The 11,456-nt window shown below is 61.4% G+C and carries 20 protein-coding genes; 11 read left to right on the top strand and 9 right to left on the bottom strand.

Annotated features, from left to right (window positions below):
* The first annotated feature begins 126 nt into the window (after positions 1 to 126).
* Together MKK65_RS08300 and MKK65_RS08295 are read left to right on the top strand one after the other, a co-directional pair.
* Positions 127 to 360, top strand: a complete 234-nt coding sequence (locus tag MKK65_RS08300) for a MucR family transcriptional regulator (RefSeq protein ID WP_409565384.1) — start codon at positions 127 to 129, stop codon at positions 358 to 360.
* 123 nt (positions 361 to 483) lie between these two features.
* The gene (locus MKK65_RS08295) at positions 484 to 720 is read left to right on the top strand and encodes a hypothetical protein (RefSeq protein WP_243956982.1); all 237 of its coding nucleotides are present in this window, start codon (positions 484 to 486) and stop codon (positions 718 to 720) included.
* A 785-nt stretch (positions 721 to 1,505) separates the two neighbouring features.
* On the opposite strand, the gene MKK65_RS08290 is transcribed toward MKK65_RS08295, so the two are convergent.
* The 3 genes from MKK65_RS08290 to MKK65_RS08280 form a co-directional block, all read right to left on the bottom strand.
* Positions 1,506 to 1,865, bottom strand: coding sequence for a stability/partitioning determinant (locus MKK65_RS08290; protein ID WP_243956981.1), 360 nt, complete (start codon positions 1,863 to 1,865; stop codon positions 1,506 to 1,508).
* Positions 1,865 to 2,551, bottom strand: a complete 687-nt coding sequence (locus MKK65_RS08285; protein WP_243956980.1) for a ParA family protein — start codon at positions 2,549 to 2,551, stop codon at positions 1,865 to 1,867. The genes MKK65_RS08290 and MKK65_RS08285 overlap by 1 nt, the downstream gene beginning before the upstream one ends.
* A 203-nt stretch (positions 2,552 to 2,754) precedes the next feature.
* Positions 2,755 to 3,420, bottom strand: coding sequence for a recombinase family protein (locus MKK65_RS08280; protein WP_243956983.1), 666 nt, complete (start codon positions 3,418 to 3,420; stop codon positions 2,755 to 2,757).
* Positions 3,421 to 3,754: 334 nt separating this feature from the next.
* Here MKK65_RS08280 and MKK65_RS08275 point away from each other — a divergent pair, with 334 nt between their 5' ends.
* Positions 3,755 to 4,270, top strand: coding sequence for a DUF2721 domain-containing protein (locus MKK65_RS08275; RefSeq protein WP_243956979.1), 516 nt, complete (start codon positions 3,755 to 3,757; stop codon positions 4,268 to 4,270).
* A gap of 247 nt (positions 4,271 to 4,517) precedes the next feature.
* A complete protein-coding gene (dnaQ, locus tag MKK65_RS08270; protein ID WP_243956978.1) occupies positions 4,518 to 5,225 on the top strand; it encodes a DNA polymerase III subunit epsilon in 708 nt (235 codons plus the stop codon).
* On the opposite strand, the gene MKK65_RS08265 is transcribed toward dnaQ, so the two are convergent.
* Complete coding sequence (locus MKK65_RS08265; protein ID WP_243956977.1) at positions 5,206 to 5,358, bottom strand: hypothetical protein; 153 nt, start codon at positions 5,356 to 5,358, stop codon at positions 5,206 to 5,208. The two genes, dnaQ and MKK65_RS08265, sit on opposite strands and share 20 nt — an antisense overlap.
* A gap of 9 nt (positions 5,359 to 5,367) precedes the next feature.
* On the opposite strand from MKK65_RS08265, the gene MKK65_RS08260 reads away from it, so the two are divergent.
* Entirely contained in the window at positions 5,368 to 5,610 is a 243-nt protein-coding gene (locus tag MKK65_RS08260) for a hypothetical protein (protein WP_243956984.1), read from the top strand.
* Complete coding sequence (locus MKK65_RS08255) at positions 5,579 to 5,821, top strand: DUF6894 family protein (RefSeq protein WP_243956976.1); 243 nt, start codon at positions 5,579 to 5,581, stop codon at positions 5,819 to 5,821. The genes MKK65_RS08260 and MKK65_RS08255 overlap by 32 nt, the downstream gene beginning before the upstream one ends.
* Before the next feature lie 69 nt (positions 5,822 to 5,890).
* Here the strand turns inward: MKK65_RS08255 and MKK65_RS08250 are convergent, their stop codons facing one another.
* The gene (locus MKK65_RS08250) at positions 5,891 to 6,601 is read right to left on the bottom strand and encodes a Crp/Fnr family transcriptional regulator (protein WP_243956975.1); all 711 of its coding nucleotides are present in this window, start codon (positions 6,599 to 6,601) and stop codon (positions 5,891 to 5,893) included.
* 149 nt (positions 6,602 to 6,750) lie between these two features.
* Positions 6,751 to 7,005, bottom strand: a complete 255-nt coding sequence (locus MKK65_RS08245) for a DUF6894 family protein (protein ID WP_243956974.1) — start codon at positions 7,003 to 7,005, stop codon at positions 6,751 to 6,753.
* Between the two features lie 439 nt (positions 7,006 to 7,444).
* On the opposite strand from MKK65_RS08245, the gene MKK65_RS08240 reads away from it, so the two are divergent.
* Positions 7,445 to 8,209, top strand: a complete 765-nt coding sequence (locus tag MKK65_RS08240) for a Crp/Fnr family transcriptional regulator (RefSeq protein ID WP_243956972.1) — start codon at positions 7,445 to 7,447, stop codon at positions 8,207 to 8,209.
* On the opposite strand, the gene MKK65_RS08235 is transcribed toward MKK65_RS08240, so the two are convergent.
* The gene (locus MKK65_RS08235) at positions 8,206 to 8,355 is read right to left on the bottom strand and encodes a hypothetical protein (RefSeq protein ID WP_243956970.1); all 150 of its coding nucleotides are present in this window, start codon (positions 8,353 to 8,355) and stop codon (positions 8,206 to 8,208) included. The genes MKK65_RS08240 and MKK65_RS08235 overlap by 4 nt on opposite strands.
* A 155-nt stretch (positions 8,356 to 8,510) precedes the next feature.
* Here MKK65_RS08235 and MKK65_RS08230 point away from each other — a divergent pair, with 155 nt between their 5' ends.
* The 3 genes from MKK65_RS08230 to MKK65_RS08220 all read left to right on the top strand — a co-directional run bounded on the left by MKK65_RS08230 (position 8,511) and on the right by MKK65_RS08220 (position 9,176).
* Positions 8,511 to 8,696 carry a hypothetical protein gene (locus MKK65_RS08230; RefSeq protein WP_243956968.1) on the top strand — a complete coding sequence of 62 codons (186 nt, stop codon included), beginning with the start codon at positions 8,511 to 8,513 and terminating at the stop codon, positions 8,694 to 8,696.
* A gap of 9 nt (positions 8,697 to 8,705) precedes the next feature.
* Positions 8,706 to 8,888 (top strand): hypothetical protein, encoded by a 183-nt coding sequence (locus MKK65_RS08225; protein WP_243956966.1) that lies wholly within the window; start codon positions 8,706 to 8,708, stop codon positions 8,886 to 8,888.
* Positions 8,889 to 8,993: 105 nt separating this feature from the next.
* Entirely contained in the window at positions 8,994 to 9,176 is a 183-nt protein-coding gene (locus MKK65_RS08220; RefSeq protein ID WP_243956965.1) for a hypothetical protein, read from the top strand.
* 123 nt (positions 9,177 to 9,299) lie between these two features.
* On the opposite strand, the gene MKK65_RS08215 is transcribed toward MKK65_RS08220, so the two are convergent.
* Complete coding sequence (locus MKK65_RS08215) at positions 9,300 to 9,533, bottom strand: hypothetical protein (RefSeq protein WP_243956964.1); 234 nt, start codon at positions 9,531 to 9,533, stop codon at positions 9,300 to 9,302.
* Positions 9,534 to 10,313: 780 nt separating this feature from the next.
* Between MKK65_RS08215 and MKK65_RS08210 the strand changes: the two genes are divergently transcribed.
* A complete protein-coding gene (locus MKK65_RS08210; protein ID WP_243956963.1) occupies positions 10,314 to 10,490 on the top strand; it encodes a hypothetical protein in 177 nt (58 codons plus the stop codon).
* Positions 10,491 to 10,652: 162 nt separating this feature from the next.
* Here MKK65_RS08210 and MKK65_RS08205 read toward each other — a convergent pair whose 3' ends face one another.
* Positions 10,653 to 10,796 (bottom strand): hypothetical protein, encoded by a 144-nt coding sequence (locus MKK65_RS08205; RefSeq protein ID WP_243956962.1) that lies wholly within the window; start codon positions 10,794 to 10,796, stop codon positions 10,653 to 10,655.
* Between the last annotated feature and the right edge of the window lie 660 nt (positions 10,797 to 11,456).

Genomic DNA, 11,456 nt, shown 5'->3' with positions numbered 1-11,456 from the left:
GGCCCCGGAGGTGTTCATGCCAGCCTTCTCCGCTTGGCCGGCTGCGCTTGCCAGACCAGCTCCGCCGGCCAAGCTACCCGTGGCGGAGCGGCCCACCGTGCACTAACTCTACCCTTGGACCACCTCGTGGGGGCCGATCAGATTGAGGAGTACCGAGAGCGCTACGGGCTGCCGCGCGACTACCCGTCTACGGCCGCCAGCTATTCCGAGCAGCGCTCGGCCCTGGCCAAAAGCCTGGGGCTTGGTCAGCAGCGCAAGAAGGCGGCTCCGAAGGCTGCCGAGCCGGCAGCGACCGTCTCCGACAAGCCGAAGCGCGCTGCCGGGCGGCCGCGGAAGGCCAAGGAGGCCGCTGAGGCCTGAGGAGAGACCGTAGATCCGGCTCCGACTTCGGTCTTTTGACGACACCCATACAGATCAGCGGGCGTAGGAACGACCTGTCCGCTGATCTTCTCAGAGCCAGTCGGCACCTTCAGGAGGATCGCCATGGGTCTGACCGCTTTTTTGTTCTTCGTCGTCCCGTGGATGGCACTCGCCTTCTGGCTGTTCCGCCTCCCGAGCGCCCTTCGCCTCGGCACCCCGGCCACACCTTGGCGCGCGCTGACGGATTATCCCGATCCGGTGCGGGATCAGCGGCACGAGAAAAATCCCTACAACTCTGGCAGCAACGACGGATCCGGTAAGCTGGGCGGCGATAAGCATAGCCCGCTGATCAATCCCTGAGGATGCCCCACGACATGAAGGTCGGCGCGGCCTTCGACCGGTCTGCGCGGTGCAATAAAATTTTGCCTCGCTCAATACGGTATTGGTCTAGGCATCACGTCTAAATATGTGATTTTCAGACGTTTTATTCAAAAGACGTCAAATTTGGTTTTCCGATCCGGGCCATGTGTAATGTTGCCGCGTCATCGTCGATTGCCGGCCTTGGCACCGCCTGCGCCGACCTCCTGTTTCCTCCGACCCGTGGGGACGGCGCAGGCGTTCAATCGGGAGCGCCCGGCATGACATACCGCGTCAGGATTGATCGCATCGGAAAAGCCGGGGTGCCGCGGAGCGCCCCACGGATCTACGATGCGAGGGATGAGGCCGACGCTGCTACGATCGCGGCCTACGAGGTCGAAAGCAGCAAGCCTGGCCGACCTCGTGTCGCCACCGTAACCGATCCAACTGGGCGCATGGTGTTCACCTACTCCGGTTGTGCCAGTGCGGCTTTAACGTGATTGGGAAAGAGCGCGAAAACTGGGCGCTCCACGACCGAGAAGCCAAGGCCCTCATCAGCGTGATGCTTACGTTCCAGGTAGCGTTCCTGGCGGTCACGATGCTCTGGCTGTGAAGCTCGCTGCCGTAGCCTTATCCTCTGGTAGCTCCGCAGCGACAAGAACCCGTTCCTTGAGCGATCCTTGAAGGCGTTCGCCCGCCGGATACAGCCAACCACGGTTTATGGGTCCCGGTGGCCGGACTGGTCTATGATCCGGGCGGGATCAGCTGTCGAAGCAAGCTGGTAGCTACTAGCTATCATTTTTGGCGGTGCTTTGCTCCAGTAACTCGACAGCACGCTCGAACGCCTCGCCGAGACCCCATCCATTTGCATCTGCCACTCGGATGAATGTCTCGATCGTATCGGGCTTCAGCTTGAGGTTCAGTTGGGCTGTCCGACCCGTCCGCCGGCGGCGCTGCTGACGGGGCGTCGTCACGATTGGCTCACCCCTGGCGGGTTCTCGACTTCGGAACCCGGTAGCTTCAGCCGCCTGCCTCGTTGCCTCAGCTGTAGGCTTGTCATTCCGCGGCTTCGGCTTGGCCCAGGCTGAGGGATCGATATCGTCGAGCTCGCCGCCGAACCCGAGTGAAGCGCGCTCCTTGCTGGCCATCACGCTGCCGACCTTTCGTTCGCAGCTGCTTTGAGCTTCGACACCACCTCCCCCGCGAACTCGCGAGCGTTCTGAATCGCTTTTTCGAGATTGCCTGTCTGTGCCGCTGCAAGCCCTGCTAGCGTACCGCCGAAATCGAATAAATCCTTGAAGGCGGCTCGCTCCACTATCGCCGTCTCGAACATGGCAATGCCGCCGGCCTGCAGCTGCTCCTGCACGTTGCGCAGAGCACGGGAGGTGACGGCTGCCCCGGTGCGCGTGAGCAGGACCGCGTGGGCGATCCGCCTACGAGACAGCTTCTCCGAGTTGCGGATAAGGCGGATGGTCTTGGCCGCACCCTTCGCATCCATGCTGGATCCCTGAGTCGGGATCACCACCAGATCGGCCATGCCGATGGTGTTGGCTACCAACAAGCTAGCCGTGCCCTCCAGATCGACGATCACGAACGCCGCCTCGCGTTCTGCAGCATCGATGGCATCGACCACGCTTTCCTCGGTTACATCGCTGATAATGGTGACATTCTCAGGCTTGCCTGGGAGCTTCGCCCACTGGCTGATCCAGCGCTCCGGATCGGCATCGATGATGGTGACGGACGCCCCCTTGGTGGCCAGTTCGGTCGCCAACAGCAGGGCGCTAGTCGATTTTCCAGACCCGCCCTTCGGGTTGGCAAAGGCGATGACGGGCATGGTTCCTCCAAGCTCGGATGCCTCTACGCAGCACGTCCTGCGTAGCTTAACAGGTAGCTAACAGATACCTCATGCTAGGCGATAGCTAGCCGACGGCTATCAAGTATCTGAAAGCTAATGACTAGCTTCCTGGTAGCTATGGCTAGCTGATAGCTACCTAGTATCTTATATCCGCCTTGCAGCCCACGCGGCACTTGGTAATTTCAGGCCTTTGCTAGAACCCTCTGGATCTGAGCGGCTGACCAGACACCGCCCCGGGCTGCTGGGATCCCGCGGGCGTTCAGCGCCGCCGCGATCTGGCGCAACGAGACTGCACCATCAGCCTGCACAGCGGTGATGACCGGCGCGAGGTCTTGGGCCCGTTCCTTCGCCCGATACGCCTGTCGCGCTCGGGAGCGCACCTGACCGGCTTCCCGGTTCGAAAGGTTCTCCGGCTTGCCCAGCTGGACACCTCGGGCCTTCGCGGCCGCCAACGCGGCTTTGGTCCGGGTCGAGATCATCTTGCGCTCGGCCTGGGCGACCACAGCCATGATGCCGACCACGAGCTCGTTCGCTTCCGGCATGTCGGCTGCCACGAACCGCACGCCGGCCTTCTGGAGGTTCAGCAGGAACGCTGCGTCACGGGACAGCCGGTCGAGCTTGGCGATCACCAGCGTGGCGCCGTGCAGCCGACAGAGCGCCATGGCCTCGGATAGGCGAGGGCGGTTGTCCCGGGATCCGCTCTCGACCTCCACCAACTCCGCCACGTGCCGCCAAGCGCCACCAACCACGAAGTCGGCGACGGCCTGCCGTTGCGCTTCCAGTCCAAGCCCGGATCGGCCCTGCCGCTCGGTCGAGACCCGTAGGTAGGAGACGAAGGCGGAAGCCATGCTGATTTTGCGGGGTGTCACGTCCGATCGAACGGACGTTCAACCGGATGAAACACCACTCCGCGAGAGCGCCGGGGACACACCGAGGCTTCCCTATGGCTCAGCTCGAACCCATTTCAGGATTATCCGCCGCGGACGCGGTCGGGAAAGCGCAAGGCTGAGCGGAGTCCGTCACGACCCAGAAGCGGCTTGTCCGCGAAGGACGGCCTCCGCGTTTGGCAAGTCATGCTTGCCCCCCCCCCCCGATCACTGCGCGAGCGCCTAATGCGCGCGGCCCAGGAAACTCTTGAGAGGCGGTGGGTTGCCGAGGAGCAATGGAGGCGACCGCAGCCCAATGAATTTAGATCTCGCCAATATTTTGAAAGTGATCGGGCCAGCAGCCTCGATCATCTTCGCCGCCTGGATTTTCATGGGGTTTCTACAGGTCCGCTATGACTCTGCAATTGATCGGTATCGCGAACTGATCGAAAAATATCGCACCTCCGAACTATCGGAAAGCCGAAAGGCTAATATGAGGGATCAAATATTTCGATATAAACGCCGCTGCGAATTGATGGGATATGCCAATATTATAGGCCTTACGTCAGCAATATTGCTTATAATAACACTTATTGCTGGAGGTCTGTCGTTAGCATTTCCTGATGATAATGTATTCAAGTATGTAAGTCTTAGCCTAGCTCTGATTGGCCTTTCTCTTGTGATTGTCGCAACGGCAATCGTGATGAGGGAAGGGGTGATTACGAACCGGCAAATCTACAACGAGCTTCTGGATATTCCAGATCTTGCCGAGGGCGTAGGCCGAGAGGCTGGAGATATCAGTGATCCACATCGACGTAGTAATCCTACTTGAAGATTTAGTGTTGATGCGTAAATATTTCTCATACTAGGCCTACGACGCATCTATATTTTTGTCAGGCTGTTGTTTGGCCCGGCGCTGCGGCGTTCGTTTAACCTCTGCAGTTCGCGGTTGCAGTGTGCATAAGGTCGAGTGCGCCATGATGCGACCGCCGCCCGCCCGGCACGCCGATCCAGATCCTTGACGATCGTGTGCGAACGGCCTTCGAGGGGCAGCAGGCACACCGGAAGAGCAAGGCGACATGACGCGCGAGATCGTCCTCGACACCGAGACCACCAGCACGGACCCCAAGGTCGAGCGCATCATTGAGGTCGGCTGCGTCGAGCTGATCAACCACATGCAGACGGGCCGCACGTTCCACCGCTACTGCAACCCTCAGCGAGCCGTGCATCCGGACGCCTTCGCGGTGCACGGGTTGTCCGATGGCTTCCTGGCCGACAAACCGCTGTTCGCCGCGATTGTGCCCGAGCTGCTCGAATTCATCGGCGACGGCACGCTGGTGATCCACAACGCGCCTTTCGACGTCGGCTTCCTCAACGCTGAGTATGCCCGCCTACCCGAGCCGCGGCCGTCAGCGATCGTCCTCAATGACGTGGTCGATACGCTCCTCCTTGCTCGGCGCAAGCACGCGGGCGCGGCCAACAACCTTGATGCTCTCTGCAACCGCTACGGGATCGATCGCAGCCGCCGCACCAAGCACGGGGCGCTCCTCGACGCCCAGATCCTGGCCGAGGTCTACGTCGAGCTCTTGGGCGGTAAGCAGACCGGGTTCGACCTTGGGCCCGTCGTCGCCACCCCAGCCCAATCCGCTGCGGATGCTGCCAGCCCGGTGGCGCCGCGCGTGTTCAAATCGCGGCTGACCGACGCCGAGCGGGAACGCCACGCGGCGTTCATCGGCACGCTCAAGACGCCGGTCTGGGCCGACTACATCAGCGAGACGGATGGCTGATGTAGACGGTCCAGGCGGCGCGCAGTAGCTCGGCCCCATGCCCTCCGAGATCCGAGTGCCGCTCCGCGGCCTTCAGCTTGAAGCCCTCCGGGCTTGCGCCCTGTACCCGCAGGGCATGCGGCACGGCGCGCATCCGAGCGTCATGCCGGTGCTGCAGGATCTCGAGCTGGTCGAAGAGAGACAGATGCGGGGCGCGGCCGGGCGGAAGCTTTGGTTCCTGACGCCTACCGGGCGCGAGCTGTTGGCCGAGATCGGAATGAGCGAGCCGTGGGAGTCCTGGTCGCCTTCCGAAGAAACCGAACGAGATGCTGCGAGGTTAGAGGCAAAAGCCGATCAACATCGCCGCCTTCAGCATGCCGCGCTTCTTCTTCGATATCCGCGATGACAAGGGTACCCAACGAGACGAGGAGGGGGTCGAACTCGCTGACCTCTCAATGGTCCGTGAGAAAGCCCAGCGCCTCCTGCCTGACATCGCCCGCAGCGAGATCCAAGGGGATGGTGACCAGCACGTCTACATGGTGCTGGTAACGGACGAGGACGGCCATGCCGTCTACTCAGCTACACTCACCTACGCGGGCTTGTGGTTGCTGCGGTAGGCGGGGACAAATTTCGGAAGGACAGGTGGGCTTCCAGGCGCTGAGTGAGGGCTACCCCAGGTGGGGGCTCTATGCGTCCGCGATGAGCCGCTCGTATTCGGCCTCCGCGGCACCGTAGGTGTCGCCGACCATGCTCTCCAGCTTCTCGCGGTTGAGCACGGTGATGTGCCCTCGCCGCGCCTGGATCATACCCCCTGCCTCCAGCACATGCGTGGCTGTCGTGACGCCAGGCCGACGCACCCCCAGCATCAGCGATAGGAACTCGTGCGTGATCGGTAGGTCGTCCTGATCCATGCGGTCTTGGTACATCAGGAGCCAGCGTGCCAGTCGCGCCTCGATGGTAAGTTCGGCATTGGCGTAGGCGGTGCCTCCGACCTGCGCGATGAAGCTCTGCACGTAGCGCCCGAGCAGGCCGCGCAGGGCTGGGCTTGCATCGAGCGCCGCGCACAGGTCCACAGCTGGGATGCGCAGCGCCTCGCCTTCGCCCTGGACGAGGACGGTGAACGGTACGCGGTCGGCCCCCAGAACCAGCGGCGTGCCCACCATACCTTCGGGGCCAACGAGGCCGATCTCGATGCGGCCATCGTGCGTGTCGGCCAGGTACGAGCACAAGCCGCTTTCAACGAAGTAGGCGTGTTCGATTGGCTGATGCGGCTTGAGCACTGTCTCGTGAAGCCGCAGCGGTACGTGTTCCAGTGCAGGACAGAGACGCGCGAAGTCGTCCGCTGCCAGCGTGGCGAGGAGACGGTTACGGACCTCTGATTGTCGAGGCTGGATCACAGCTCTGCTTCCGATGAGGGCCAGGGCAGGTTTCGGCTCGCAGCCGCCCACACCTTGAGGCAACGGCGAGCGACGCGCTACCTTCGCACAGGATAGGAGCAAACTCTAATCTATGTTGACAGTGGCGAACCCGCGCCACCCCGATCCGATCACGGGTTGGTGACGTGTGGGATATGCCACTCGCCGACCAGGTCGAGCGAGGCGAAGTAGATCACCACCCCGCCCTCATCGCGCACCCGAACCGAATAGGTGCGGCGATCGCGATCCGGAAGCTTGTTGCGCGCCATATCCGGGAGGGCGTCCAATGCCTCAATGCGAGCGGCCTCAACGCCGGGCAATTCGAAGCCCTCATTATCCTCAAACCGGACCTCACCGTCGTCGGTGTCGAAGAAAAAATGGGGCATCAGATTTCCAACTTCACTCAGGCGGGAGCATTCGCATCTCTCTGCCGCTGATGCCCAGATATTCGATCAACGGTGTATTCGTCTTACATGGAGGAATAACATAAAACGCCGTCATAAAGCAGGCGAATAACTCAATATATCTCCAGTTCGGATCAAAAGATAAGACGATAATTAAATTGTTTTGACTTAAGCGCCTTTTCATCGGGCGTCCTCTTCTGCTACTAACCCAACCTTCTCAGATGAGCCAATTCGCTTCTCCTCAGATGCAGACGTTCGTTTGGTAAGGTAATCTGAGGCTTCAGCTCGATGTGTACGGAAGCGAACAGTCGTAAAAACTCAGCCACTTACCCGCTACCCGCGGAAAATATCTATCATAAGACGGGGTTTATATTCCATCCTGGACGTAGGGAGATAAATTGCCCTTCGCCGCCGTGGTCCGATGCAAGATGCTCTGATCCGCAAGCTTGAGAGCTTCGAGGAACTGACCGACGCCGACCGGGCGGCGTTGCGGATGTTCGTTCCTCGGGTGCGGCAGGTAGGACCCCGGACGGACCTGATCCGGGAGGGCGACGTTCCTGGCGACGTGCATCTCATCCTCAGCGGCTACGCCTGCCGCTACAAGGACCTCCCGGACGGTCGGCGCCAGATCATGGCTTATTTCGTGCCGGGCGACTTCTGCGACCTGAACGTGTTCATCCTCGACCAGATGGACCACAACATCGGCACGATCTCGCCCTGTCAGGTCGTGGAGATCCCACGGCAAGCCATCGAGGAGGTCACGACCAGCCACCCGCGGGTGATGCGGGCTTTGATGTGGTGCGCTCTCGTGGATGAGGCCGTGCTGCGCGAGTGGCTGGTCAACATCGGCAGCCGTCAGGCCGATCAGCGCATCGCGCATCTGTTCTGCGAGCTGTTGCTGCGCATGGATGCGGTGGGGCTCGTCAACCACAATAGCTACCTGTTCCCCTTTACCCAAACCGAGGTCGCCGACTCGATGGGCCTGTCGGACGTGCACGTGAACCGCACGCTCAGGGAGTTGCGCCGGCTTGAACTCATCACGTTGAAGGCGCGCGTCCTGACGATCCTGGATGTCGCGCACCTCAAGGCGTACTGCGGGTTCAATCCCAACTACCTCCACCTCAGGAACGCGCGTTGGAGTGGCCGCCGGCAAGTGCCGTGGCTTAGCAGCGTTCAGAGAGGTTAGCGTTGGCAGGCCGGGACAACGTCGAGACCCTGGTCGTTCTCCAGCCCATCTCGGTCGACACCGGCAGCCCTGATCGTGACGGCATGCTGGCGATGGCCAACGGTCTGCTGGTAGCTGTGCTGGTCCGTCTCGACGCGCCAGAGCATGGGCGGTCTGGGATGTGGTTCTTGGAAGCCGGATTGGGACCACTCGCGGGAGCGCGCCCGCCTGTGTTCGATACGCTTGAGGACGCAACGCGTTGGCTGCGGCAGCGCTTACGGTGAAGCTCCGTGCCGCATGATCGTTGCATCCGCTTGAACCCATGACTGAGGATTTCGACCCGACGCTCGAAGCCTTGGCGGCGCTGCAGGCGCATGGCCATAACGTCGAGCCGGACGAAGAGTCCGATCGTTGGCGGATCGACGGCCGGGAGTGGATCTCGCACGGCGACCTATTAGCTCTCGCCCTGCGCCTTGGCCTAGTAGATGGTCCTGGGCTGGTGCAGTAGCATACCGTCGTGCCGCAGACGCTCACTGGTTGGATCCTGTTCGCGGCCATTCTGGCTTCGGTGATGAGGGCGGCGGCTACGGCTACCAAGCTCGTTATGGCGTTGCGCGGTAAGGCGGCTCACGACCGACTGGACATCCATGCGGCCTATGCGTTTGGGACGCTGCTGCTTCTGTTCGAAGAAGGGCGGTAGCTCGGCTGAGCCCACTCACCATACCCAAATTTTCGTAACCATAAGTTGCAAAACCGCAGTGGATGATTGCATCATCCAGGGCTAACCTGTGTTCAGGGGTAGGCCATGACTGATGAAGCAGATCCGGCCCTCACGATCGTAGCCTCGCTGAAAGCCATCGGCATCGAAGCGGAGCTGATCGACGACGAAGTGGAGCGTTGGCGCATCGGCGACTTCATTTTGAGCGACGCCGACGTAGAGCGCTTCGCCGCAGGCCGGAAATCGGTAGGGAGCGGTGAGGATCGTTAGCTTGGCACCATTCCCGTCGGTGCGGATCCCGATGCCGGCCGGACGTGAACTGCTGACCGAGGTCAGAATGAGCGAGCCGTGGGAGGCGTAGCTCGCTACAGGGGCGCCACGGTGACTGGAAGCCTACTCCGGCTCCACGAGATGCTGGATCAGCATCCGATGCGCCTGGCATAGGGAGAGGGACCGCTCGATCTCCATGAGGAGATGCTGGGCGCCAGTTCGAACCGGCGAGTCCTTGGCCAAGCGCGCGATGAGGCGGAGCTGGTCTTCACGACGCTGCTGAACCTCGGCGACGTGCCTATCCACTTCGGCGAGCGGATCGTCCTGGAGCGGCTGGGTAAGTGTGGTCTGGCTCATGGCGCTCTATAGCTCCAGCCCCAGCTCAGCGAACACCAACTTGTGGGTGACGCAAGGCCGCGATGGTGCCGGCGTGTGAGTGCGCGGACGTCACGGTCGAGGACGATCAGGGGATGCGGGCTCAGTCACCGCTATCCTCGCCTAGAGCGTCGTCGTAGCCATCCAGCAGTCAGGCTAGGAGGTTGGCGCCCACATCGTCGCCGAGGTCGCCTATGAGCGCTCCTTGCGGCTTCTGGGGGTACTGCGACCGCACCTCGGCGAGCAACCTGCAAGCCAGCTGATCCAGCGCGTCGCTGGGCAGCACCCGGTCCCGATCGACAAGCATGGCTGCACCCCTTGGTGGCGTACCAGCCGGCTCGGCTCCACCGCCCGATCTGACTACCGGCTGGCGTTCTTGACGACACATCTCACCTCGACGGCTCGCCTGCCGCTACCCGTATCTGTTCAAGGAGAGCTTTGCGTGTCGTGGTATCTTGGATCTTGAACCAAAGCCGGATCAGTTCGGCAATCTCGTCTGGGTAAGCCTCCGAATGGGCCGTCTCCAGAAGCGTCTCGACAGGACACCCCAACGTGTCCGCGATCCGCTGGATGGCCTTGCGACCGCGGTCGTGTTGGTTGGAACCGGCAAGGGAATGCCGCGCTGGATGACGCATGGGCGGTTCTCCAGGCGCGCTAAAAAAATTCGTGATCCACGCCCCAAACCTACTTCAAAATCGCAATCCTGAATAGTACCTACCCGCGCCGTGCTCGCGGTGAGCGAATTGGAGCCCAGGAAGTGCGATGATCGACGACCATGACTTCGATGAGATGGTCGATGCATGCCGAGAGGCGCATGATGCTGTGATGAAGCACGGAACAGCGGAGATGCAGGCGTTCACGACAGCACTTCTGCACGCCCTCGTGAAGGAGGCGGCAAAGCGATCAGCCGCGAGCGGCAATGATAACCACGAACAGTGAGCTGGGTGTAGCGCCGCTAGCGGAACCTGCTGGCGCGAAGCGATGATATACTCGCACGCTCTATCCTGACGGGCCGCCTCAGCCCCGCCGCCCGATCTGATCACGGGCTGGCGAGGGAGGTCGTCTATCTCACCGGCGTCCGCGTAAGGTGCCGGGATCTGGTTAGCGCGCCGTGACCTGCGCTGGCTTGGCACTGTGTCGGAACAGGCCGCGCAGCGCTCGGAACGGCAGCAGCACCAGCTTGGCCACGCCGTGAGCGGCCATGACGACGAAGACGGCCAGAAGGGCTAGGAGGGTGTTGCGCAACGCGGGGCACTCCAAGACGGAGTGAACTCGGCGATCCGTCACCGCCATTGCTCTCAGGAGGCGCCCCGAAGACGGCGAGACTGTGAAGCTTTTTGGCTGCGTGCGCTCGCGAAATCAGCCTGGGATGACGTCGGGTACGCCCGATCGAGGTGCTGCGTAAGCAACACCTACCAAGTCCTCTCGTCGCCAGACTATGCGAACGGTTGAAGGGATCGGCTCCTGGCCGATCGCGAGTTCGAATTAGCGCGGCACTGCGAGGCCGGGCGGAAAAGCGAGGCAAGCACCCACAGGTGAGTGGTTCGTCACGATACAGCGGACTCCTGCAGCTACCCCTGGAAAGGCAACATTGCCTTCGATGGTAGCTTCGACCCGAAGCTTCACGCGGCGATCCTGCATATCAGCACACGGCCTGGATGTATTGCGATTGGGTGTAGGTTGTATCAACGGGCATACATCTAACAACTCAATCCAGCATAATAGCGATCTAGGCCGATAGGCGCTAGAGTACCATTTTGCGACGTATGATTAGCGCAATACTAATCATTCGTTCAATCAAGCGCCGACCTAGTTTACTTTTATTGCTTCTATGAATGTTGCATCGCCCTGCTGATCGTCCTGGAGGGTCGGCAACGGTCGTAGTGCGAAAACCGCAGCGGACGA

It is taken from the genome of Methylobacterium sp. J-001 (assembly GCF_022829565.1).
Lineage (GTDB): Bacteria > Pseudomonadota > Alphaproteobacteria > Rhizobiales > Beijerinckiaceae > Methylobacterium.
Note: the sequence above shows the minus strand (reverse complement) of the source record. Positions and strands in the feature narration are given on the sequence as shown.

What these genes read in the sequence shown, in the direction of transcription:
- MKK65_RS08295 (WP_243956982.1), top strand. Translation starts at nt 484, where the DNA reads ATGGGTCTGACCGCTTTTTTGTTCTTCGTCGTCCCGTGGATGGCACTC.
- MKK65_RS08290 (WP_243956981.1), bottom strand. Translation starts at nt 1,865, where the DNA reads ATGGCCAGCAAGGAGCGCGCTTCACTCGGGTTCGGCGGCGAGCTCGAC.
- MKK65_RS08285 (WP_243956980.1), bottom strand. Translation starts at nt 2,551, where the DNA reads ATGCCCGTCATCGCCTTTGCCAACCCGAAGGGCGGGTCTGGAAAATCG.
- MKK65_RS08280 (WP_243956983.1), bottom strand. Translation starts at nt 3,420, where the DNA reads ATGGCTTCCGCCTTCGTCTCCTACCTACGGGTCTCGACCGAGCGGCAG.
- MKK65_RS08275 (WP_243956979.1), top strand. Translation starts at nt 3,755, where the DNA reads ATGAATTTAGATCTCGCCAATATTTTGAAAGTGATCGGGCCAGCAGCC.
- dnaQ (WP_243956978.1), top strand. Translation starts at nt 4,518, where the DNA reads ATGACGCGCGAGATCGTCCTCGACACCGAGACCACCAGCACGGACCCC.
- MKK65_RS08265 (WP_243956977.1), bottom strand. Translation starts at nt 5,358, where the DNA reads ATGCGCGCCGTGCCGCATGCCCTGCGGGTACAGGGCGCAAGCCCGGAG.
- MKK65_RS08260 (WP_243956984.1), top strand. Translation starts at nt 5,368, where the DNA reads ATGCCGGTGCTGCAGGATCTCGAGCTGGTCGAAGAGAGACAGATGCGG.
- MKK65_RS08255 (WP_243956976.1), top strand. Translation starts at nt 5,579, where the DNA reads ATGCCGCGCTTCTTCTTCGATATCCGCGATGACAAGGGTACCCAACGA.
- MKK65_RS08245 (WP_243956974.1), bottom strand. Translation starts at nt 7,005, where the DNA reads ATGCCCCATTTTTTCTTCGACACCGACGACGGTGAGGTCCGGTTTGAG.
- MKK65_RS08240 (WP_243956972.1), top strand. Translation starts at nt 7,445, where the DNA reads ATGCAAGATGCTCTGATCCGCAAGCTTGAGAGCTTCGAGGAACTGACC.
- MKK65_RS08235 (WP_243956970.1), bottom strand. Translation starts at nt 8,355, where the DNA reads ATGCTCTGGCGCGTCGAGACGGACCAGCACAGCTACCAGCAGACCGTT.
- MKK65_RS08230 (WP_243956968.1), top strand. Translation starts at nt 8,511, where the DNA reads ATGACTGAGGATTTCGACCCGACGCTCGAAGCCTTGGCGGCGCTGCAG.
- MKK65_RS08220 (WP_243956965.1), top strand. Translation starts at nt 8,994, where the DNA reads ATGACTGATGAAGCAGATCCGGCCCTCACGATCGTAGCCTCGCTGAAA.
- MKK65_RS08215 (WP_243956964.1), bottom strand. Translation starts at nt 9,533, where the DNA reads ATGAGCCAGACCACACTTACCCAGCCGCTCCAGGACGATCCGCTCGCC.
- MKK65_RS08210 (WP_243956963.1), top strand. Translation starts at nt 10,314, where the DNA reads ATGATCGACGACCATGACTTCGATGAGATGGTCGATGCATGCCGAGAG.